Origin of the sequence: Ralstonia sp. 25mfcol4.1, from assembly GCF_900104095.1 — a bacterium.
GTDB lineage: Bacteria > Pseudomonadota > Gammaproteobacteria > Burkholderiales > Burkholderiaceae > Cupriavidus.
Window position 1 is genome coordinate 74,581 of sequence record NZ_FNJO01000011.1, and the last position, 21,385, is coordinate 95,965.

Genomic DNA, 21,385 nt, shown 5'->3' on the forward strand with positions numbered 1-21,385 from the left:
CGCCGTCATGGCTCTGAGCCTGCCCCCCGAGTTTGCCGCCGGTACCGGCGCGTTGATGGCCTACAGCGCCTTCGTGCTGGTGTCGTCGATCACCCCAGGCCCGAACAACACCATGCTGCTGGCATCGGGTGTGAACTTCGGCCTGCGCCGTACCGTGCCCCACCTGCTGGGCATCTGCATCGGCATGGTGGTCATGATGGTCATCGTGGGGCTCGGCCTGGGCTCGGTGTTCACGGCGATTCCGTGGACGTGGAGCGTGCTGCGCGTGGCGGCTACCGCCTATCTGGTCTGGCTGGCATGGAAGCTGGCCACGGCTGGCGGGCTGCAGGACCGCGAGGTGGCGCAGCCCATGACATTCCTGCGCGCGGCGGCGTTCCAGTGGGTGAATCCGAAGGCCTGGGTGATGGCGGTGGGTGCGTGCAGCGCCTATGTGCTGCATCCCAACCTGTGGACCAACGCGGTGCTGATGGCGGTGCTGTGCGGGGTGGTGAACCTGCCCAGCATCACGACGTGGGCGGTGTTTGGCGCGGCGCTGCGCCGCTGGCTGGCAAATCCGCGCGTGCTGCGTGCATTCAATGTGACGATGGCGCTGCTTCTGCTGGCGTCGCTCTGGCCCATCCTGGGCGCCCACCCCCACGGGGCGTAGCGCCAGGACGACGACGCGTCCGGTTCAGACCAGGGCGCGGATGGCGCCGAGGTTGCGCCAGTAGCCCTTGACGTCCATGCCGCAGCCGAAGACGTAGCGGTCGGGCACCTTGAAGCCGCAGAAGTCGGGGTGCATCGGCTTGAGCTTGGTCAGCGTCTTTTCGCACAGCACGGCGGCGTGGAATTCCTTGGCGCCCATGTCCATGATGCGCTGGCGGATCGCCGCCATGGTCTCGCCTTCGTCCAGGATGTCGTCGAGCACCAGCACCACGCGGTCCTTGACCGATTCGCGCGGCGCCACGCGCCATTGCATCTCGCCGCCCACCGTCTTGTTGTTGTAGCGCGACAGGTGGATGTAGTCGAATTCCAGCGGGAACTGCAGCTTGGGCAGCAGCATGCCGGTGAACACCACGGCGCCGCCCATCACGGACAGCACCAGCGGGAAGTCGTTGCCCATCTTGTCGGTAATCTCGCTGGCCATGCGGTCCAGCGAGTCCTGCACCTCCTGGGCGCTGACGATTTCCTCGGAGCTGGCCCAGAGTTCGCGGGCCTGATCGGCGGTCATCATGATCGGTGTCCTGTTACTTGTCTTTTGCGGGATTCGGGGTAGGGGCGGATCAGCGGTTGAAGAGGCCCTTCATGCCGCCCTTCATGGCGCCCATCTGGCGCATCATCTTCATCATGCCGCCGCCCTTGAGCTTCTTCATCATGCCCTGCATCTGGTCGAACTGGTTCAGCAGGCGGTTCACTTCCTGCACCGGCACGCCGGCGCCCGCGGCGATGCGGCGCTTGCGGCTGGCCTTGATCAGTTCCGGCTTGGCGCGTTCGGCGGCGGTCATGCTGTTGATGATGCCTTCCATGCGGCGCACCTGCTTTTCGGCCTGGTCCATGTTGGCGCCCTGCGCCTGCTGCGCGAACTGGGCCGGCAGCTTGTCGACCAGGCTGCCCAGGCCGCCCATCTTCTTCATCTGGCCGATCTGTGCCTTGAAGTCTTCCAGGTCGAAGCCGCCCGTCTTCTTGATCTTCTTGGCCAGCTTCTCGGCCGCTTCCATGTCCACGCCGCGCTGGGCTTCCTCCACCAGCGCGAGGATGTCGCCCATGCCCAGAATGCGCTGGGCCATGCGGTCAGGATAGAAGGGTTCCAGGCCGTCGAGCTTTTCGGCCACGCCGACGAACTTGATCGGACGCCCGGTGATGTGACGTACGGACAACGCGGCACCGCCCCGGGCGTCGCCGTCCAGCTTGGTCAGCACCACGCCGGTCAGCGGCAGGGCGTCGTTGAACGCCTTGGCCGTGTTCACGGCGTCCTGGCCGAGCATGGCGTCGACCACGAACAGCGTCTCGGCGGGCTTCAGTTCGGCGTGCAGCGCGGCGATCTCCTGCATCATCGCCTCGTCGATACCGAGCCGGCCGGCCGTATCGACGATCAGCACGTCGTGATAGTGCTTGCGGGCCCAGTCCAGTGCCGCGCGGGCAATGTCCACCGGCTTCTGGTCGGGCTGCGACGGGAAGAAGTCCGCGCCCACCTGTTCGGACACGGTCTTGAGCTGGGCGATAGCGGCGGGGCGATACACGTCGCACGACACCGTCAGCACCTTCTTCTTCCTGTTTTCCTTGAGCCACTTGGCCAGCTTGCCGGACGTAGTGGTCTTGCCCGCACCCTGCAGACCGGCCATCAGGATCACGGCGGGTGGCTGGACGTTCAGGTTCAGCTCGGTAATCTTCGGATCGGCGATGGCGTCGTCGCCGCCGATGATCGCGGTCAGCTCGCGCTGCACCACGCCGACCAGGGCCTGTCCCGGGGTCAGGCTGGTGACCACGTCCTCGCCAAGCGCCTTTTCCTTGACGCGGGCGATGAAGTCACGCACGACCGGCAGCGCCACGTCGGCTTCGAGCATGGCAAGGCGCACTTCGCGCAGCATCTCGGCGGTGTTGGCCTCGGTCAGTCGGGCCTCGCCGCGCATGGTCTTGACGACCCGCGCCAGGCGTTGTGTGAGGTTATCCAGCATGGCAGAAAAGGGGGAGGAAATCGGCTTGAATGCGGGGCGCAGCCGGCTCGGGGCAAGAGGGTGTGGCGGGAATCCCATCGCCAGAACCACCCGTGATGGCACTAAGGTAAACTGCGCAAATGGCCATTGTACTGTATGCCTTGACGGCAATTCTCTACTGCGGCCTGGCCTTTCACGGCTGGGCGACGCGCAACCCGCAACTGGCGGTAGCCGGCGGGGCCACGGTCGGGCCATCGGGGCGTCCCGGCGGGGGCGCCACGGCCGTGCTGATGTCATCGCCCACGCCCAACGGCGGGCGCACCGATGGCCAGCCCGGCTGGTGGCACGGGCTGGTGCTGGCCGCGCTGGTCAGCCATGGCGTGCTGCTGCACGAAACCATCTTCCCGGCCGATCGCATGATGTTCGGCTTCGCCTTCGCGCTGTCGGCCATGCTGTGGCTGGGCGTGGGTATCTACTGGATCGAAAGCTTCTTCTTCTCGCTGGCCGGGCTGGGGCTGATCGTGTTCCCGGTGGCGATGCTGGCCAGCCTGATGCCGCTGGCGTTTCCGGGCGCGCAGATCCTGGGCTACGCGGCGCGGCCGCTGTTCAAGCTGCATTTCGTGATCGCCAACGTGGCCTACGGGCTGTTCACGCTGGCCGCCTTTCATGCCTTCCTGATGCTGCTGGCCGAGCGCCGGCTGCACGGGTTCACCCGGCCCGCGGCCGGCGAGCCGGCGTCGGGGCAGTGGCTGGGCCGCTGGCTCGACCTGCTGCCGCCGCTGCTGACGCTCGAAAAACTGCTGTTCCGCCTGATCGCGGCCGGCTTCGTGCTGCTGACGCTGACCATCGCGTCGGGCTTCCTGTTCTCCGAGCAGCTGTTCGCCCGCGCATTCCGGGTGGATCACAAGACCGTCTTCGCGATCATCTCCTGGCTGATGTTCGGCGGCATCCTGATCGGCCGGCACTTCCGCGGCTGGCGCGGCCGCACGGCGCTGCGCTGGGTCATCGCATCGTTCGGCATCCTGCTGCTGGCCTATGTGGGCAGCCGCTTCGTGATCGAAGTGGTGCTGCACCGGATCACCTGACCGGATCCATCGTCCTTTCTCCAGGCCAACCCGTTCCCGTATTTCCGATCCATGGCAAGAATCTTCATCCTGCTGGCTGTCGTGCTGGGCGTCCTCTGGTGGCTGCGCCAGCGCGCCAGCGCACGCCAGGCATCCGGCACGGCACGGCGCGATGCTGCCGCCGGCCGCGAAGCCGCCAGTCCCGAGGCGACCCAGCCGATGGTGCAATGCGCGCAATGCGGCGTGCACCTGCCGCGCACTGACGCCATTGTGTGGCAGGGGCAGCACTACTGCCGCCGCAGCCACCTGCCGGATTCGGCCGGCGAGGGCGGGGCGTGAAGCGGCGGGCGTCGGTCTGGTCGCGGCTGAGCGGGTGGCATACGCTGTCCGATCTCTGGCGCCAGCCCGAGCCGCCCGATTTCCACTGGCGCCTGCTGCGCTACTTCTGCTGGACCCGCGCCACCGTGGCCGTGCTGCTGCTGGGCTATGCCTGGCTGCCGCTGGAGCGTGCCGGGGCCGGCGTGGCCGTGGCCGACCTGGCTGCCAGCGCGCGCACGGCCGCCGCGATTCCGGTGGTGGTGCCGTACCTGTGCATCGGGCTGGCCACGCTGCTGGGCACGTTATGGCGGCGCCATTTCCATGTGCGTGTGCGGGCGCAGGTCATCGTCGACCTGGCGCTGCTGGCTGCCATCTATATGGTGCTGGGCCGCAGCGGCAATCACGGCGAGGGGCTGGCGATGATTTTCCTGCTGCCCGCGCTGGAGGCCGGGGCGCTGACCAGCCTGATGTTCGCGCTGCTGACCGCCGCCGTGTCGGCCATGCTGGTGATGGCCAATCCGTTCCTCCAGACGCTGCTGGTGCGCCAGGCCGACGCCAACCTGCTGGGCTCCGGCCTGTTCGGGCTGGTCTTCATGATCGCCGCGCTGCTGATGTACATGCTGGCGAATCGCCAGCTCGCGCAGGAGCAGCTGGCGCTGGCGCGCGAGCAGGAACTGCGCATGCAGCAGCTGGTGAACCGGCTGATGGTGAACGACATGCAGGACGGCGTGATGCTGGTGCGCGCCCACGGCGCGGTGGTGGCCGCCAACCCGGCAGCGTTCGTGCTGCTGGGCGTGCAGCCGCACGAGCGGGTCAGGCACGGCCAGGTGCGCGCGGGCGAGCGCGACAACGTGCTGTTCGACCTGCGCCGCATCCCGCGCCTGCAGCCGCTGATGGAGATGTTGCGCGACTGGATCCAGCGCAAGGACGACGTGCCGCGCATCCTGCAGTTGCTGCCGCTGCCGTCGCGCCCGACGGCCAGCCGTACGCCGATGCTCCACACCCGACTGCGCCTGCGCTTCGTGCTGCCGGGCCTGGCTGGGCTGCGGGCCACCCTGAACGGCGTGTCGTCGCTAGGTGGCGATACCACGGGCCTGCACGACATGTCGGCCGAAGGCGCGGCACGGCTGCGGCTGGCGATCGCCCAGAACGAAGCCATGGCCTGGAGCCCGGAAGACGAAACCCTGCTGCGCAGCGAAATGCGCGACACGGTGCTGGTCCATATAGAAAGCTGGGAGCGGATCGCCGAGCAGGTGCAGCAGGAGAAACTGGCGGCCATGGGCCGGCTGGTGGCCAGCGTGGCGCACCAGATCCGCAATCCGCTGGCGGCCATCAGCCAGGCCAACGAGCTGCTCGCCGATTCGGGCGGCGGCGAGGGTTCCGCCATCGACGCCCGGCTGCTGCGCATCATCAGCGACAACGTGCGCCGGCTGGACCAGGTGGTGTCCGACGTGCTGCAGTTGTCGCGCCGCCCCAAGGCCGGCCATAGCGCGGTGGATCTGGGTCAGGCGCTGCCGGAGATCGTCGATCGCTGGCGGCTGGAGATGCGCTCGCGCGCCGGCGCCCGCGCCGAGGTCAATCCCAATGCGCTGCGCGTGGCCGTGGACCTGCAGGGGCCGGTGATCTTCGATGCCTCGCAACTGCAACAGGTGCTGGGCAACCTGCTCGACAACGCCTGGCGCTATTGCAGCCGGCTGCCGGGATCGATCCGGCTGCTGGCCCACGCGCTGGACCAGCACCACGCCGAACTGATCGTCTGGAACGATGGGGCCGAAGTCACGCGCGAGCAGCAGCGCAGCCTGTTCGAGCCATTCTTCACCAGCAATCCGCAGGGCACCGGGCTGGGCCTGTTCATGGCGCGCGAACTCTGCGGGGCGAACGACGCCCAGGTGCGTTACGGGGCGATCATGCTCGACGCGTTGCTGGATCGCACCGGAATGCTGGCTGGCGGGGCTCGCGATACACTCCCGGCCAAGGCATTCGTGCTGACGATGCGTATCGAGACCCCCGACGTGGTCGATGCGGCCATCGCCGGCTAGTTCGCATCGTCACAACAACAACCGGACATCCCTTCGTCATGCCACCCCGACCGCCCGCCCCCGCCCCGATTCTCGTCATCGACGACGAGGCCGATCTGCGCGAGCTGCTGGACATTTCGCTGCGCCGCATGGGCCATGACGTGGTGCTGGCCGGTTCGCTGGCCGAGGCGCGCCTGCGCCTGGCCGAGCGTCGCTACAGCCTGGTGCTGACCGACATGCGCCTGGGCGACGGGCTGGGCATCGACATCGTGCGCCAGCTGTCGGCGTCGCCCGAACGGACGCCGGTCGCGGTGATCACGGCCTATGGCAGCGCCGACAACGCCGTGGATGCGCTGAAGGCGGGCGCATTCGACTACATCGCCAAGCCGGTCTCGCTGGAACAATTGCGCACGCTGATCCTGAACGCGCTGGGTCGGCAGCACCGCGCGCCCGCCGATGGCGGCAGCCCGGCGGAGTCGTCGGAGCTGGCCGATCGCGCGGCGCAGCTGCTGCCCGGCGTATCGGCGGCCGTCAACGAGGTGCGGCGCTCGCTGTCGCGGCTGGCGCGCAGCATGGCGCCCGTGGTGATCAGCGGGGAGTCCGGCAGCGGCAAGGAGCGCGCCGCGCGCGCCATCCACGCCATCAGCGCGCGGTCGAACCATCCGTTCGTTGCCGTGAACTGTGGCGCGATTCCCGAAACGCTGATGGAGTCGGAGTTCTTCGGCTATGTGAAGGGCGCCTTCACGGGCGCCGACGCCGAGCGCGGGGGCTTCTTCCAGGCCGCCCACGGCGGCACGCTGATGCTGGACGAGGTGGCCGACCTGCCGCTGGCCATGCAGGTCAAGCTGCTGCGCGCGCTGCAGGAACGGCGTGTGCGCAAGATCGGCGCCAGCAAGGAAGACAGCGTCGATGTGCGCGTGATGTGCGCCAGTCACAAGGATCTGGCCGCGATGGTGGCGGCCGGCCTGTTCCGGCAGGACTTGTACTACCGGCTCAACGTGCTGGAACTGCGCATGCCGACGCTGCGCGAGCGCGGCGAGGACGTGCCCGTGCTGGCGCATGCCATCCTGGAACACCTGGCCACGCGCTATGGCGACGCCCATCCCAAGCGGTTGTCGCGCGCCGCGCTGGAACGCCTGGCGGCGTACCCGTTCCCGGGCAACGTGCGCGAACTGGAAAACCTGCTGGAGCGTGCCTACGCGTTTGCGGAGACCGACGAGATCGCCGTGGCCGATCTGGGCCCGCTCGACGCCGGCATGGAGCGCGCCAGCCTGTTGCAGGCGGGTATGGCGCCGATGCCTTCCATCGCGCCCGTGCCCGCGCCGGCCAGCTATCACCCGTGGGGCAGCCCGACGACCTGGCCGGCCGCCGGCGCGGCGCCGTCGATGGGCGGTCTTGCCGACCCGGCGCCCGAACCCGGCGCGGACGATGGCGAAGCCGCGCCGGGCGGCGATGGCGCGGCGACCGACCCGCTGGGCGCCGCGCTGGCCGACCTCGAATTCCCGATCGACCTGCCCGCGCGGCTGGAAGCCGTGGAGCGCGAGCTGATCCTGCGTGCGCTGCGCCAGACCGGCTTCAACCGGACGGCGGCCGCGCCGCTGCTGGGCCTGAACTTCCGCCAGCTGCGCTACCGCATCCAGCAGCTGGGCATTCGCGACGAACGCGATGGACGGGATGGCCGCGACCCCGCCGACGATGGCGAATCGCTGGCCGAAGGCGAGGGACGCGATGCCTGACGTCGCCGGCCGCCACGACTTCACGCCTGACGCCGAAGGGTGGGTGCCCGCCGCCCGCCGCGTGCCGTCGCCGAATTTCGATGCGCGGCCCGACGGCGCGCCGGTGGACGTGGTGGTCATCCACAACATCAGCCTGCCGCCCGGCCAGTTCGGCACGGGCGACATCGAGGCGTTCTTCCAGAACCGGCTCGATGCGTCGCGCCACCCGTTCTTCGAGACCATCCGCGATGTGCGTGTGTCGGCCCACTTCCTGATCGCCCGCGACGGCGAACTGGTGCAGTTCGTGGCCTGCACGGAGCGCGCGTGGCATGCCGGGCAGTCGGAATACTGCGGACGGCCCCGCTGCAACGACTTCTCGATCGGTATCGAGATCGAGGGCGCCGACGACCAGCCATTCACGCCGGCCCAGTACGACACCGCCGCCGCGCTGGTGGCCGCGCTGCGCCGCGCGTACGCGATCCAGGGCATTGCCGGGCACAGCGACATCGCCCCGGGGCGCAAGACCGATCCGGGGCCGTATTTCGACTGGGACCGGTTTGCGACCTTGGCCGGCCTGCCTGCCGCGCTGCTGCCCTACCGGCCGTAATCCGCCAGCCGCCAGCCGCCAGCCGTATCGGCACGAATGATCCGATCTGTGTAGGGATAATCACTGTGTTGCGCAAACGCCGCAAAACGCCGGTCGGCGTCAAAACGGGGAATGTGGCGCCTGCAAAACCTCACGCACCGTTAGTTGTCATCGCGCTGAAAAATACCGGCGCAGTTGCGTGTGCGCCGCTTCATTCCGGCGCAAGGGCCGCTACAATCGCGCCCCCGGCGATCACGCGCGCGCCCCATCCTGGGTCGCCTATCGGTGATCCATTCCCATTAAAAAATTTTCGAAATTTTGTGCGCCACCGAACGTGACGCCGCGAAGCCTTGAGGCAGCGCGCTTTGCGGGAATGTGGCGGCGCCGCACCGGACCGCCAAGACCCCAGACCGCGCTTGTCAAGACTGGTCATGCGGTCTCTTTTCACTATACTTAGGCCCAGTTTTGAGCGGCACCACAACATCTAGTGGTGCTACCGGGGAACCGGCCGGCAGGTGCAGCAATCGTCGCGGCAATATGCGACATCTACTGCATATGGATTAGCGGGTCGGCGCAGTACCGAAAGTCCCTAGCAAAGTGTCCGCACGAGCAGTTTGGTTCGCAACTGGCATCGCCTGAATCAAGTGACTTCTACAGCGCATTTTGCTAGGGACTTTGTCGTCTCAGTACAAGAACAGAAGTATTCATTTCAGGGTTAATACCGGAGTTACCTCATGCAAACGGCCCAAAACGAACAACAAACCACCGGCGTGACTGGCGCAACCGGAATCGGTGGCGCAGCAGCCGGTAGCTCGCAGCAGAGCCCTGCCGGTGCAGGCGTTTCGTACCAGGACTACAAGCTGATCCGCCGCAACGGCGCCGTGGTGGCGTTCGAGCCGAACAAGATTGCCGTGGCGGTGACCAAGGCCTTCCTGGCCGTCAACGGCGGCCAGGGCGCGGCATCTGCCCGCGTGCGCGAGCTGGTGGAACAACTGACGCAGTCCGTGGTGCGCGCGCTGGTGCGCAGCCGTCCGAATGGCGGCACCTTCCATATCGAGGACGTGCAGGATCACGTGGAACTGGCGCTGATGCGCTCGGGCGAGCATGAGGTGGCCCGTGCCTATGTGCTGTACCGCGAAAAGCGCACGCAGGAGCGCGCCCAGGCCAACGCGCAGGCCGTGGCCCGCGTGCAGGAATCCGGCGCGTCGTTCAACGTGACCGACAACGGCGCAACGCGTCCGCTGGACCTGGCGGCGCTGCACGCGCTGATCGACAACGCCTGCAGCGGCCTGGGCAATGCCGTCAGCGCCGAGCCGATCCTGAAGGAAACGCTCAAGAACCTGTACGACGGCGTGCCGATGACGCAGGTCTACGACTCGGCCATCCTGGCCGCGCGTACGCTGATCGAGAAGGACCCGGCCTACAGCCAGGTGACTGCCCGTATCCTGCTGCACACGATCCGCAAGGAAATCCTGGGCGCCGAAGTGACCCAGGCCGAAATGTCGACGAAGTACGCCGAGTACTTCCCGAAGTTCATCGCCCGCGGTATCCAAGCCGAACTGCTGGACGAAAAGCTGGCCACGTACGACCTGGCCCGCCTGGGTGCCGCGCTGGACGCCTCGCGCGACTTCCAGTTCAACTACCTGGGCCTGCAGACGCTGTACGACCGCTACTTCCTGCACGTTGACGAAGTGCGCATCGAAATGCCGCAGGCGTTCTTCATGCGCGTGGCCATGGGCCTGACGCTGGAAGAAAAGGATCGCGAAGCCCGCGCCATCGAGTTCTACCAGCTGCTGTCGTCGTTCGACTTCATGTCGTCGACCCCGACGCTGTTCAACTCGGGCACGCGCCGCTCGCAGCTGTCGTCGTGCTACCTGACCACGGTGTCGGACGACCTGGAAGGCATCTACGAAGCCCTGAAGGAAAACGCGCTGCTGTCGAAGTTCGCCGGCGGCCTGGGCAACGACTGGACCAACGTGCGCGCGCTGGGCTCGCACATCAAGGGCACCAACGGCAAGTCGCAGGGCGTGGTGCCGTTCCTGAAGGTGGTCAACGACACGGCCGTGGCCGTGAACCAGGGCGGCAAGCGCAAGGGCGCGGTCTGCGCGTACCTGGAAACCTGGCACCTGGACATCGAGGAATTCCTGGAACTGCGCAAGAACACCGGCGACGACCGCCGCCGCACGCACGACATGAACACGGCCAACTGGATTCCGGACCTGTTCATGAAGCGCGTGATGGAAAACGGCGAATGGACGCTGTTCTCGCCGGCCACCTGCCCGGACCTGCACGACAAGGTGGGCAAGGCCTTCGAGCAGGCCTACCTGGGCTACGAAGCCAAGGCTGCCAACGGCGAACTGAAGCTGTTCAAGAAGGTGCCGGCCATGCAGCTGTGGCGCAAGATGCTGGGCATGCTGTTCGAGACCGGCCATCCGTGGATCACGTTCAAGGACCCGTGCAACATCCGCAGCCCGCAGCAGCACGTGGGCGTGGTGCATAGCTCGAACCTGTGCACGGAAATCACGCTGAACACGAACGAAAGCGAAATCGCCGTGTGCAACCTGGGTTCGGTGAACCTGGTGGCCCACCTGAAGCAGCAGGCCGACGGCACGCACGTGCTGGACCACGCCAAGCTGCAGAAGACGATCCGCACCGCGATGCGCATGCTCGACAACGTGATCGACATCAACTACTACGCGGTGGAGAAGGCGCGCAATTCGAACCTGCGCCACCGTCCGGTGGGCATGGGCATCATGGGCTTCCAGGACTGCCTGCACGTGCTGCGCACGCCGTACGCCAGCGACGCCGCGGTGAAGTTCGCCGACACGTCGATGGAAGCGGTCTGCTACTACGCGTACCACGCATCGACCGAACTGGCCGAAGAGCGCGGCCGCTACAGCACGTACGAGGGTTCGCTGTGGGACCGTGGCATCCTGCCGCAGGACTCGCTGAAGCTGCTGGCCGAAGAGCGCGGCGGCTACCTGGACGTGGACCTGTCGTCGACGATGGACTGGGACAGCCTGCGCGCCCGCATCAAGCAGCACGGCATGCGCAATTCGAACTGCATCGCGATCGCCCCGACCGCGACCATTTCGAACATCATCGGCGTGTCCGCCTGCATCGAGCCGACGTTCCAGAACCTGTACGTGAAGTCGAACCTGTCGGGCGAATTCACGGTGGTGAACGACTACCTGGTGCGCGACCTGAAGGACCGCGGCCTGTGGGACGAAGTGATGGTTGCCGACCTGAAGTACTTCGACGGTTCGCTGGCCCGCATCGACCGCATCCCGCAAGACCTGCGCGACATCTACGCCACCGCGTTCGAAGTGGAGCCGACCTGGCTGGTGGAGGCCGCAAGCCGCCGCCAGAAGTGGATCGACCAGGCCCAGTCGCTGAACATCTACATGGCCGGCGCATCGGGCAAGAAGCTGGACGACACGTACAAGCTGGCATGGCTGCGTGGCCTGAAGACCACGTACTACCTGCGCACGATGGCCGCCACGCACGTGGAGAAGTCCACCGTGACGCGCGGTTCGCTGAACGCGGTGTCGTCGGGCGCGGACGGCCAGTCGGCCATCGACGCGGCCGCCGCCGCGGCCCCGGCCATGCCGGAAGCCGAAGGCGCCGTCTGCACGATGCGTCCGGGCGACCCCGGCTTCGAAGAGTGCGAAGCCTGCCAGTAACGTAATACCAACCCCCTCGGTTTTCTCCCCTCTCCCGCATGCGGGAGAGGGGCCGGGGGAGAGGGCCGGCGCATCCTGACCCGGATGCGTGATGCTGGCCACCAGCCGCCCCTAATCGAATCATCGGAGAACACAACATGCTGAGCTGGGACGACGACGTTCAAGCCACGCCGCAAGCTGCCCCGCAGCCTGCCCTGCAACCCGCCGCGCCGTCCGCCACGCCCGACCAGCAAGGCGTACTGCCGCCGGCCGCCACCGCGCCGACGGGCATCCTCGGCAACAACCCGAACGCCGCCGCCGCCCAGAGCACGCGCCGCGTGAACGCCGCCGACAAGCGCGTGATCAACGGCGCCACCGACGTGAACCAGCTGGTGCCGTTCAAGTACAAGTGGGCGTGGGAAAAGTACCTGGCCGGCTGCGCCAACCACTGGATGCCGCAGGAAATCAACATGTCGCGCGACATCGCCCTGTGGAAGGACCCGAACGGTCTGACCGAGGACGAGCGCCGCATCATCAAGCGCAACCTGGGCTTTTTCGTGACGGCCGACTCGCTGGCCGCCAACAACATCGTGCTGGGCACCTACCGCCAGATCACGGCGCCGGAATGCCGCCAGTACCTGCTGCGCCAGGCCTTCGAAGAGGCGATCCACACGCACGCGTACCAGTACATCGTGGAATCGCTGGGCCTGAACGAGGCCGAGATCTTCAACGCGTACCATGAAGTGCAGTCGATCCGCGACAAGGACGAGTTCCTGATCCCGTTCATCGACACGCTGACCGATCCGTCGTTCAAGACCGGCACGCCGGAGAACGACCAGAAGCTGCTGAAGAGCCTGATCGTCTTCGCCTGCATCATGGAAGGCCTGTTCTTCTACGTGGGCTTCACGCAGATCCTGGCCATGGGCCGCCAGAACAAGATGACCGGTGCCGCCGAGCAGTACCAGTACATCCTGCGCGACGAATCGCTGCACTGCAACTTCGGCATCGACCTGATCAACCAGATCAAGCTCGAGAACCCGCACCTGTGGACGCCCGAGTTCAAGGCCGAGATCACCGAACTGTTCAAGAAGGCCGTGGATCTGGAATACCGCTACGCCGAGGACACCATGCCGCGCGGCGTGCTGGGTCTGAACGCGCCGATGTTCAAGGGCTACCTGCGCTACATCTGCAACCGCCGCTGCCAGCAGATCGGCCTGGAACAGCTGTTCCCGAACGAGGAAAACCCGTTCCCGTGGATGAGCGAGATGATCGACCTGAAGAAGGAACGCAACTTCTTCGAGACGCGCGTGATCGAGTACCAGACCGGCGGCGCGCTGTCGTGGGACTGACCGATTGAAGGGTCGGCTGCACAGCGGTAACTACATGCATTGAACAGTCCACGCAGCCAGGACGGGTGAGGAGCGGCCATCGGGTGAGAACCCGGTGGCCGTTTTTCTTTGGGGCGGGGAATGTCCGGGGTGGGGCAGAAGCCGGGCGCGCGCCCGGCAACCATCGCTCAATCCGCCGTCGCCCCCGACCGCTTCACCACGGCCGACCACTTCCTGATCTCGCTGTCGACGAACTTGCCGGTTTCGGCCGGCGTCATCGGCATCGGCTCGGATCCGCGGTCGGTGATGAACTTGTGCAGTTCGGGCGATTGCAGCGCCTTCACCGTTTCCGCGTTGAGCTGGGTGACGATGGCCGGCGGGGTGCCGGCGGGGGCCATCATCACGGCCCAGCCCAGCGCCTCGAACCCCGGCACGCCCTGTTCGCGCACGGTGGGCACCGATGGCAACTGCGGCACGCGCCTGGCCGTGGTCACCGCCAGCGGCAGCGCCTTGTTCGTCTGGATCAGCGGCATGGCGGCGGTGACCGAGTCCACCATCAGCGGAATCTGGTTGCCCAGGAAGTCGGCCTGGGCCGGGCCGCTGCCCTTGTACGGGATATGGACGATAAACGTGCCGGTCTGCGCCTTGAGCATCTCGGCGGACAGGTGCTGCGTGCCGCCAATGCCTGCGCTGGCGTAGCTGTACTTGCCCGGCGCGGCCTTGGCCTTGGCGATCAGGTCCCGCAGCGAAGTGAAGCCCGACTGCGGCGTGGCCAGGAACACCAGCGGCACCGAGAACACGCCCGACACCGGCGCAAAGTCCTGGCGCGGGTCGTAATTGAGCTTCTTGTACAGCGTCTGGTTGATGGCCATGGCGCTGCCGGCCATCACGATCGTGTAGCCGTCGGCCGGGGCCTTGGCGGCCACTTCCATGCCGATGTTGCCGCCGGCGCCGGCCCGGTTTTCCACGATCACCGACTGGCCCAGCTGCTTGCCGAGCTTTTCGGCCAGCGCGCGGGCGAAGATATCGGTGGCCTGCCCCGGCGGGAACGGCACGATGAGCTTGATGGGGCGGTCTGCTGGCCAGGCGGCGTGGGCCGTGCCGGCGGCGGCCAGCAGCAGGGCGGCCAGCGTACGTGCCGCAAAAGCGGGGCTGGCAAAGGGGCGCAACGACTTCAAGGGGGTCTCCTCAACGGGTCTGGATGGCGATGACGTCTTTGTCCGTGGCGTCTTTTTGCTGTTTTGACCAGATTCTACGCGCGCTTCGCTTTCAGAATCGCCTCAAAGACGCTGGGCAAATGGCCGCATACGATCGTTCGCGGATCTCAACCAAGGAGAACGACACGATGCGAGCCGTAGTAGTGCAACAGCTGGGCGAAGTCCCGCGCTTTACCGAATTCCGCGATCCCGAGCCGCGCGCCGGCGAAGTCATGGTGCGTGTCTGCGCGGCAGTGATCCGGCCGGCGGACCTGGCCATCGCACGCGGGCACCATGCCTGCATGCCGCTGGAATTGCCCTATATCTGCGGCCGCGACGGCGTTGGCTACCTGGCCGACGGGCGGCGCGTATATTTCCGCGCGGGCCGCAGTCCGTTTGGTGCGATGGCGGAGTTCGTACCGGCGCAATGGGTGGTGCCGATACCCGACCCGGTCGCTTCCGCCGACGCCGCCGCATTGGTGGGGCCGGCGCTGGGCGCCTGGCTGCCACTGGCGGCGCGTGCGGACCTGGCGCCCGGCGAGACGGTGCTGATCCTGGGGGCCGCCGGGCTGGCGGGGCGCCTGGCCATGCAGGCGGCGCGGCTGCAGGGCGCCGGGCGCGTCATCGTGGCGGCACACCGCATCGACCTGCAGACCATGCCGGGCGCCGATGCGCAGATCGATCTCGGCCAGGCGCCCAGCCTGTTGCAGCATGCATTCGCCAGCCATGCCGCCGATGGCATCGACGTGGTGCTCGATTTTGTCTGGGGCGAGACGCTGGAGCTGCTGCTGTCGGCGCTGGTCCAGGCGGGTGGCGCATCGGCCCTGCCGGCCGACCACGCCACGCGTGTGGTGTCCGTGGTCGACCGCCGGGCGGCCAGCGTCATGCTGGCGCCGATCGCGCTGCGCGACTCACGCGCGGTGCTGATGGGGTGGGGCCCCGCCAGCCATCCTCCGGCCGAAGATCTGCGCTTCCTGGTCGAGGATGTCCTGGGCTGCATGCACGCCGGCTACCTGTCGATCGATCCGCCGGGGCAGTTGCCGATGTGCGAGGTGGCGACCGCCTGGCGCCAGGCGGGCGAACCCGGCCAGCGCGTGGTGCTGACGCTGGACTGAGATGCGTGCTCCCACCGCGGCCCGGCGCAGGGCCGGGGCGCGGAGACGGTCAGCAAAAGGGCGGAGCGGGGCTCAGGCGGCCTTGCGCTGGTCAGCCGGCATCGCGCCTTCGGCCTTGCGCTCGCCGCCGAGCGCGTCGGTCAGGTCGGCCAGCATGCCCGCCAATTCGCCGGCCATCAGGGCGAAATCGGCGTCAAAGCGTTCGTTCTCGTCGTGGAGCGTGGCGTCGGCCTGTTCCTTGATCACGTCGAGCGGATTCACGCGCTTGACCGCCAGCGCGTCGGTCAGCACGAACGACACGCGGTCGTTCCAGGTCATGGCCAGCCGCGTGCATCGCTTGCCGGCTTCGATATGGCGACGCAGGTCTTCGGGATCGAGCGGATGACGCACGTAGCGCACGGTGGCCTTGGTCTCGCTGCTCGATTGCAGTTCGATTTCCTGATCGACCGTGAAACCGGCCGGTGCGGTGTCGGTGGCCAGCCACTCGGTCATGGCCGCCACCGGCGACAGGTTGACCTGCAGGCCCACCACGGGCAGCGGGTCGATGGCCTTGAACAGCATGCCGCGCACTTCGTCGGCCTTGGCCGTGCCGGCCGCGTCGATGGCCAGCCAGCCGTTGACGGGGTCGATCCACACACGGGTATCGCGGCGGATGCTGAAGGCGCGCGGCAGCAGTTCCTCGGTGACCTGCTCCTTCAGTTCCTTCAGCTGCTTGCGGCCCGGCTTGAAGCCTTGCTGCTCCTCGATTTCGGCGGCACGCGCCTTGGTGACCTGATTGACCACGGTGGCGGGCAGCAGCTTCTTTTCGGTGCGCAGCACCAGCAGCATCTGCTTGTTGACGCAATGCACAAGCTGGTCGTTGTCGCGCGGCGACGCCCAGCCCTGGGTCTGCATTTCCAGGCTGGTGCCCGGGTAAAACGCGTGTTTGGCCAGGCAGGCCTCAACGTCTTCTGCACTCAGCGTCCACGGGGCGGAGAAACGATGAATCTGGAGATTCTTGAACCACATGAGAATTCGGCCTCGCGTGCGGGTTGGAAAATTGGCAAGGGACGAATTCTAACGGCTTGGCGCAGGGGTGAAACGAAGAAAAGCGGCGCCCATGTTACGGAATGCAAGTGTTCCGCAACGTGGGCGCCGTGTGGTACGCAACGGATGGGCGCCGGGCAGGCGCCGGACCCGCCTGTCAGATATTGAGCTTCGAGATCTTGGTGCCTTCCAGGCTCAGGCCGGCCATCAGGCCCGCGTTGGTCATGGCAAAGCCGATGATCGGCTGCTGGGCTGTGTTGGTGTCGATCTGGCCATTGGCACCGATCGTGGCCAGCGCCACCGTGGCGTCGGCGCCCACCTGCCAGCCGCTGCTGCGCACGAACTTGTCGTAGGCGTCCTGGGTCATGAACATCAGGATGAAGGCCTTGGACTGTGCGCCGATCTGCCAGCCGACCGAGCCCGAAATGGCCCGGTAGTAGCCGCGGTCCGCACCGCCGGAACGGAGCACGCCGTCGCCGTACTCGCCGCCGACGATAAAGCCTGCCGACAGCAGTTTCGGGAAGATCAGGATGCCCTTGGCCTTGGCGCCCAGATCCCGCGCGCCATTGGCAGTGGAATAGAGGCGGTTCAGCGTGTCAGTGGCGCCCGTATCGATCTCGCGACGCTTGGACGCTGCGTCGCCCGAGTCTTTGGGGCCGGTGAAGCTACATCCTGCAAGCGACAGGGCGCCCACGGACAGACCGGTGAGGCCGACAACCCCGGCACTGCCGGCGGACAGGAAGGTTCGACGTTTCATTATTTCCTCCAGGAGGGTTCATGTGTTGCAACCGCCTCTAAAGCATAGGCGGGCAAGGCACATCCGCAAATGCGATTTTGTCTGACACGGAGGGGAGGGGCCTCTGACATGACCTGGTCATACTTTCTTGCAAATTGGCGGAACTTGTTCTGGAACCGGCCCGTTACCATACCGGTCTGTGACCATGTATCAGCCAATCGCCCCCTTGCCCATGTCTTTCCAGAAGTCCAACGCCCACCCCGATTTCCCTCTGTCGACCCCGCATGTTGCAGCGCAGCGCCCACTGGGATGGGTACGCGCGGGCGCGCTGGCCATGCCGCTGGCCGCGCTGCTGCTCGCCGCCTGTGCATCCCAGCCCGCGGTTGAAACAGCCGAAGCCAGGCAGGAATCGGCGCAGATGAATTCCGGCTGGCAGGCCGAGCGCGCCAAATATATGGATTGCGTGCAGGACCGCGCCAGCGACGGCGCCAAGGGCAAGGGCACGTCGAAGGAGGTGGCAGCCGGGGCGATCGACGCGTGCAAGGGCCAGCTGAAGGTCATGCACGACGCCTTCCAGTCGTACCTGTCGGCGCAGATGAGCAGCGCGCACGGCCAGACCAGCGCCCGCCAGGCAGCCGAGCGCGTGACCACGGATACCCGTGAGAAGGCCCGCACCTACCTGACCCGCTACGTGGAAGTGGAACGGTACAAGGCCGGCCAGCACTGAGCGCGGCTTCCGCCTCGTCCTTCCTGTCTGAAACGGCGCCGCGTCACAGCATCGCCAGCGGCTGCGCGTGACGCGGAGGCGCAAACAGCCTGTCCAGTTCGGCCAGCTGGTCCGGCGTCAGCGTGATATCGAGCGCGCCCATGTTCTCGCGCAGGCGGTCGCGCTGGCCGGTCTTGGGAATCGCAATGATGTCGTCCGACGCCAGCAGCCAGGCCAGCGCGGCCTGCGCGGGCGTCATGCCATGCTGCGCCGCAAAGCCCTTGAGGCTGGCGTTGCGCAGCAGCCGCGCCTGTTCGATTGGCGAATAGGCCATCACCGGCACGTTGCGTTCGCGCAACCATGGCAGCAGGTCGAACTCGATCCCGCGCCGGCTCAGGTTGTAGAGCAGCTGGTTGACCGCCACGGCATCGCCTCCGGGGGTGTCCCAGAATTCCTCCATATCGGACAGGTCCAGGTTGCTGACGCCGAAATAACGGATCTTGCCGGCTGCCTGCAGGGCCTGGAATGCCGCGATCGTGTCCTCGAACGGCACATCGCCGCGCCAGTGCAACAGATACAGGTCCAGATGGTCGGTGCCCAGCCGGCGCAGGCTGCGCTCGCAGGCTGCCACCGCGCCCTTGCGGCTGGCATTGTGCGGATAGACCTTGCTGACCAGGAAGGCGTCGTCGCGCCGACCCGCCAGCGCTTCGCCGATCAGCGATTCGGACAGACCTTCGCCATACATCTCGGCGGTGTCGACCAGCCGCAGGCCCATGTCCAGGCCCATCTGCAGCGTGGCGATTTCCTCGGCGCGCGTGGCGCGGTGGTCGCCGATATTCCAGGTGCCCATGCCCAGCGCGGGAACGCGCTCGCCGCCAGGTAGCGTGACTTGCTTCATGCGATGCCTCCGGTATCGGGAAACTTGCCCTCCACACTAGTGAACATCGCCACGCGGCACAAGCGCGCCGCCCGCACGGCACTTTTTACCTGACTGCAGCCATCGGCGTCGGGCGGGCGGCGCCAGCCATCAGCGGTGCTGGTGCCGGAATTCCTGCGTCTTGCCGCCATAGCCATAAGCGGCCGCGCGTGCGTCGATTACATGGATATAGGACACCTCGTTGACGTCGCCGATCAGTTCGGACAGCGCGGCGTGCGACTGGCGCAGGTATTCGGCTTTCTCGGCCTTGGTGTTGGTCTCGTCGGTCACGCTGATGTCGAGCTGGAAGGCGTTGCGTCCCTTGTCGTGCTCGGACAGCGGCTTGCCACCAATAAACCACTGCTCGCGCGGGATGAACGTCACGGTGGTAGCAATCACCGGGGCTTCCTTGCCCAGCACGCGCTGGGTCAGCTCACCCACCACGGCCACGGCGCGGCGCGTCAGTTCGGTATCGGGATGGCCGGAAATCTGCAGGGATACGTGGGGCATGACTGGCTCCTTTCGGGTTTGGATTTCACGTTGCGGCGCGCTTGCGTATTGGCGTTGGCGTGCTGCGGTGATGTCATCGTAGGCGTTCCCTTGAAATCGGAAAAGCGGGAATATACGATGCCATCTATCGGAATAGCCGAAACTTCAAATTATGCGTGGATTCGAAACGGACCAGCTCCGGACCTTTGTGACCGTGGCCGAGAGCGGCAGCCTGTCGGCCGCTGCCCCCCGGCTGTTCCTGTCGCAATCGTCGGTCAGCGAGCAACTGCGCAAGCTGGAGGCGCGTGCCGGCGTGCCGCTGCTGACGCGCGGCAAGAAGGGCGCGGCTTTGACGCCGGCCGGGGCCCGGCTGCTGGATTATGCCCGGCGGATCCTGTCGCTGAACGAACAGGCGCTGGCCGAACTGCGCGGCCAGACGCTCGACGGCGAGTTGCGGCTGGCGGTGACGGACTATTTCCGCCCCGGAGAGATCGCCGGCATGCTGCGCCGGCTGCGTGACCGCTATCCCTACCTGAAGCTGCACGTCACGGTCATGAAGAGCGCCGCCATCGAGGCGGCGGCCGAAATGGATGCGTTCGACATCGGCCTGAGCATGCGGCTGATCGGCGCACGCGGCGCCGAAAAGACTGCGGGCGCCACACGCGGCGGCACGGTGCTGCGGCGCGAGCCGCTGGCATGGGTAGCCGCACCGGAAATTTCCGAAGAACCCCAGGCCACGCTGCCGCTGGTGTTGCTGCCCGATACCTGCTCGATGCACCAGTTCGTCGTGCAGTTGCTGATGCGGCGCCGCCGCGAATTCGAGATCGCGCACTCGGCCTCGGGCGTGGCCGGCCTGCATCTGGCGCTGGCCGCCGGGCTGGGCGTGTCGTGCCTCAACGCGTCGGCCATCGGGCCCGGCGTGACGCCGCTGGATGCGGCGGACGTGGCCGGCTGGAAGCTGCCGGCACTGCCTTCGGCGGAGTTCTATCTATTAGGGGCGCGCCGGGGCGAGAGCCAATTCATCGCCCAGGCGCGGCAGGCGCTGGCGGAGCAATTTGGCTGAACGGCCAGATGAGGCGGGTCGAACCCGGGCCCGGCCAGGACGGCAAGACGGCAGGACGGCAGGACGGCAGGACGGCAGGACGGCAGGACGGCCGCGCTCAGGTCTCGCTCCACTGCCGCAGCAGGTTGTGATAGCAGCCGACCAGGCTGCGCCGCGCGCGCTCGTCGGCGTTGGTCTGATTGAGCGTCTGGATCGCGTTGTCCATGTCGAACAGCAGCGCGCGCTGGCCGTCGTCGCGGATCAGGCTCTGGATCCAGAAGAAGCTGGCCACCCGCGTGCCGCGCGTGATCGGTGTCACCTGGTGCAGGCTCGTGGCGGGGTAGATCACCATGTCGCCGGCGGCCAGCTTGACCGCGTGCACGCCGTACGTGTCTTCCACCTGCAATTCGCCGCCGTCGTAGCTGGCGGGGTCCGACAGGAACAGCGTGGCGGACACATCGGTGCGCAGCTTGCGCCCGGTGTGCGGGTGGATGCGCACGCCGCCATCGACATGGGCGCCGAACGTCATGCCCTCGCTGTAGCGGTTGAACATTGGCGGATAGACGATGTTCGGCAGCACCGCACTAATAAAGAGAGGATGGCGTTCCAGCGCGGACAGGATCAGGTGCTGGCACTGGGCGGCCACCTCGGATCTTTCGTCGATCTGCTGGTTGAACTTGACCGGCGCGCCGGAATAGCCGGCGGACACGCGGCCGTCCACCCACGCATCGCCGGCATGTTCCAGCTGGGCCAGCACCACGGCCACCTGTTCGGCGTTGAGAACCTTCGGAATACGAACCAGCATCGGAGAAATCCGGTTGGGGCCGGAGGCCGG

At 66.8% G+C, this 21,385-nt stretch carries 19 protein-coding genes; 11 read left to right on the top strand and 8 right to left on the bottom strand.

The window, feature by feature from the left end:
• Window positions 1-7: 7 nt before the first annotated feature.
• Entirely contained in the window at window positions 8-646 is a 639-nt protein-coding gene (locus tag BLQ58_RS19485) for a LysE family translocator (RefSeq protein WP_092601303.1), read from the top strand.
• Between the two features lie 24 nt (window positions 647-670).
• Here the strand turns inward: BLQ58_RS19485 and BLQ58_RS19490 are convergent, their stop codons facing one another.
• Both BLQ58_RS19490 and ffh read right to left on the bottom strand, forming a co-directional pair.
• On the bottom strand, window positions 671-1,213 hold the full coding sequence (locus tag BLQ58_RS19490; protein ID WP_092601305.1) for a hypoxanthine-guanine phosphoribosyltransferase: 543 nt from the start codon (window positions 1,211-1,213) through the stop codon (window positions 671-673).
• 49 nt (window positions 1,214-1,262) lie between these two features.
• Window positions 1,263-2,654: a signal recognition particle protein gene (ffh, locus tag BLQ58_RS19495; RefSeq protein WP_092601307.1), complete on the bottom strand. Its 1,392-nt coding sequence runs from the start codon at window positions 2,652-2,654 to the stop codon at window positions 1,263-1,265.
• A 119-nt stretch (window positions 2,655-2,773) separates the two neighbouring features.
• Between ffh and ccsA the strand changes: the two genes are divergently transcribed.
• From ccsA to BLQ58_RS19530, 7 genes are all read left to right on the top strand, one after another.
• Window positions 2,774-3,718 carry a cytochrome C assembly family protein gene (ccsA, locus tag BLQ58_RS19500; RefSeq protein ID WP_092601309.1) on the top strand — a complete coding sequence of 315 codons (945 nt, stop codon included), beginning with the start codon at window positions 2,774-2,776 and terminating at the stop codon, window positions 3,716-3,718.
• Window positions 3,719-3,769: 51 nt separating this feature from the next.
• Window positions 3,770-4,036, top strand: coding sequence for a PP0621 family protein (locus tag BLQ58_RS19505; RefSeq protein WP_092601311.1), 267 nt, complete (start codon window positions 3,770-3,772; stop codon window positions 4,034-4,036).
• Entirely contained in the window at window positions 4,033-6,054 is a 2,022-nt protein-coding gene (locus BLQ58_RS19510) for a sensor histidine kinase (RefSeq protein ID WP_092601313.1), read from the top strand. Before BLQ58_RS19505 ends, BLQ58_RS19510 begins: the two co-directional genes overlap by 4 nt.
• Window positions 6,055-6,092: 38 nt before the next feature.
• On the top strand, window positions 6,093-7,769 hold the full coding sequence (locus BLQ58_RS19515) for a sigma-54-dependent transcriptional regulator (protein ID WP_092601315.1): 1,677 nt from the start codon (window positions 6,093-6,095) through the stop codon (window positions 7,767-7,769).
• Complete coding sequence (gene ampD / locus BLQ58_RS19520; protein ID WP_092601317.1) at window positions 7,762-8,355, top strand: 1,6-anhydro-N-acetylmuramyl-L-alanine amidase AmpD; 594 nt, start codon at window positions 7,762-7,764, stop codon at window positions 8,353-8,355. Before BLQ58_RS19515 ends, ampD begins: the two co-directional genes overlap by 8 nt.
• A 713-nt stretch (window positions 8,356-9,068) precedes the next feature.
• Complete coding sequence (locus BLQ58_RS19525; RefSeq protein ID WP_092601319.1) at window positions 9,069-12,017, top strand: ribonucleoside-diphosphate reductase subunit alpha; 2,949 nt, start codon at window positions 9,069-9,071, stop codon at window positions 12,015-12,017.
• A 137-nt stretch (window positions 12,018-12,154) separates the two neighbouring features.
• Window positions 12,155-13,345: a ribonucleotide-diphosphate reductase subunit beta gene (locus BLQ58_RS19530; protein ID WP_092601321.1), complete on the top strand. Its 1,191-nt coding sequence runs from the start codon at window positions 12,155-12,157 to the stop codon at window positions 13,343-13,345.
• A 167-nt stretch (window positions 13,346-13,512) separates the two neighbouring features.
• Here BLQ58_RS19530 and BLQ58_RS19535 read toward each other — a convergent pair whose 3' ends face one another.
• Window positions 13,513-14,493: a tripartite tricarboxylate transporter substrate binding protein gene (locus BLQ58_RS19535; RefSeq protein ID WP_254776030.1), complete on the bottom strand. Its 981-nt coding sequence runs from the start codon at window positions 14,491-14,493 to the stop codon at window positions 13,513-13,515.
• A 176-nt stretch (window positions 14,494-14,669) separates the two neighbouring features.
• Between BLQ58_RS19535 and BLQ58_RS19540 the strand changes: the two genes are divergently transcribed.
• On the top strand, window positions 14,670-15,635 hold the full coding sequence (locus tag BLQ58_RS19540; protein WP_092601529.1) for a quinone oxidoreductase family protein: 966 nt from the start codon (window positions 14,670-14,672) through the stop codon (window positions 15,633-15,635).
• A gap of 72 nt (window positions 15,636-15,707) precedes the next feature.
• Here the strand turns inward: BLQ58_RS19540 and BLQ58_RS19545 are convergent, their stop codons facing one another.
• Both BLQ58_RS19545 and BLQ58_RS19550 read right to left on the bottom strand, forming a co-directional pair.
• Window positions 15,708-16,643 carry a recombination-associated protein RdgC gene (locus tag BLQ58_RS19545; RefSeq protein WP_092601323.1) on the bottom strand — a complete coding sequence of 312 codons (936 nt, stop codon included), beginning with the start codon at window positions 16,641-16,643 and terminating at the stop codon, window positions 15,708-15,710.
• A gap of 175 nt (window positions 16,644-16,818) precedes the next feature.
• Entirely contained in the window at window positions 16,819-17,418 is a 600-nt protein-coding gene (locus BLQ58_RS19550) for a BPSL1445 family SYLF domain-containing lipoprotein (protein WP_092601325.1), read from the bottom strand.
• A gap of 211 nt (window positions 17,419-17,629) precedes the next feature.
• Between BLQ58_RS19550 and BLQ58_RS19555 the strand changes: the two genes are divergently transcribed.
• Complete coding sequence (locus BLQ58_RS19555; RefSeq protein ID WP_254776025.1) at window positions 17,630-18,124, top strand: hypothetical protein; 495 nt, start codon at window positions 17,630-17,632, stop codon at window positions 18,122-18,124.
• A gap of 43 nt (window positions 18,125-18,167) precedes the next feature.
• Here the strand turns inward: BLQ58_RS19555 and BLQ58_RS19560 are convergent, their stop codons facing one another.
• Together BLQ58_RS19560 and BLQ58_RS19565 are read right to left on the bottom strand one after the other, a co-directional pair.
• Entirely contained in the window at window positions 18,168-19,001 is an 834-nt protein-coding gene (locus tag BLQ58_RS19560) for an aldo/keto reductase (RefSeq protein WP_092601327.1), read from the bottom strand.
• Window positions 19,002-19,130: 129 nt separating this feature from the next.
• Window positions 19,131-19,529: a tautomerase family protein gene (locus BLQ58_RS19565; RefSeq protein WP_092601329.1), complete on the bottom strand. Its 399-nt coding sequence runs from the start codon at window positions 19,527-19,529 to the stop codon at window positions 19,131-19,133.
• 151 nt (window positions 19,530-19,680) lie between these two features.
• Between BLQ58_RS19565 and BLQ58_RS19570 the strand changes: the two genes are divergently transcribed.
• Window positions 19,681-20,571, top strand: coding sequence for a LysR family transcriptional regulator (locus BLQ58_RS19570; RefSeq protein ID WP_092601331.1), 891 nt, complete (start codon window positions 19,681-19,683; stop codon window positions 20,569-20,571).
• Between the two features lie 97 nt (window positions 20,572-20,668).
• On the opposite strand, the gene BLQ58_RS19575 is transcribed toward BLQ58_RS19570, so the two are convergent.
• Window positions 20,669-21,355, bottom strand: coding sequence for a Fe2+-dependent dioxygenase (locus BLQ58_RS19575; RefSeq protein WP_092601333.1), 687 nt, complete (start codon window positions 21,353-21,355; stop codon window positions 20,669-20,671).
• Between the last annotated feature and the right edge of the window lie 30 nt (window positions 21,356-21,385).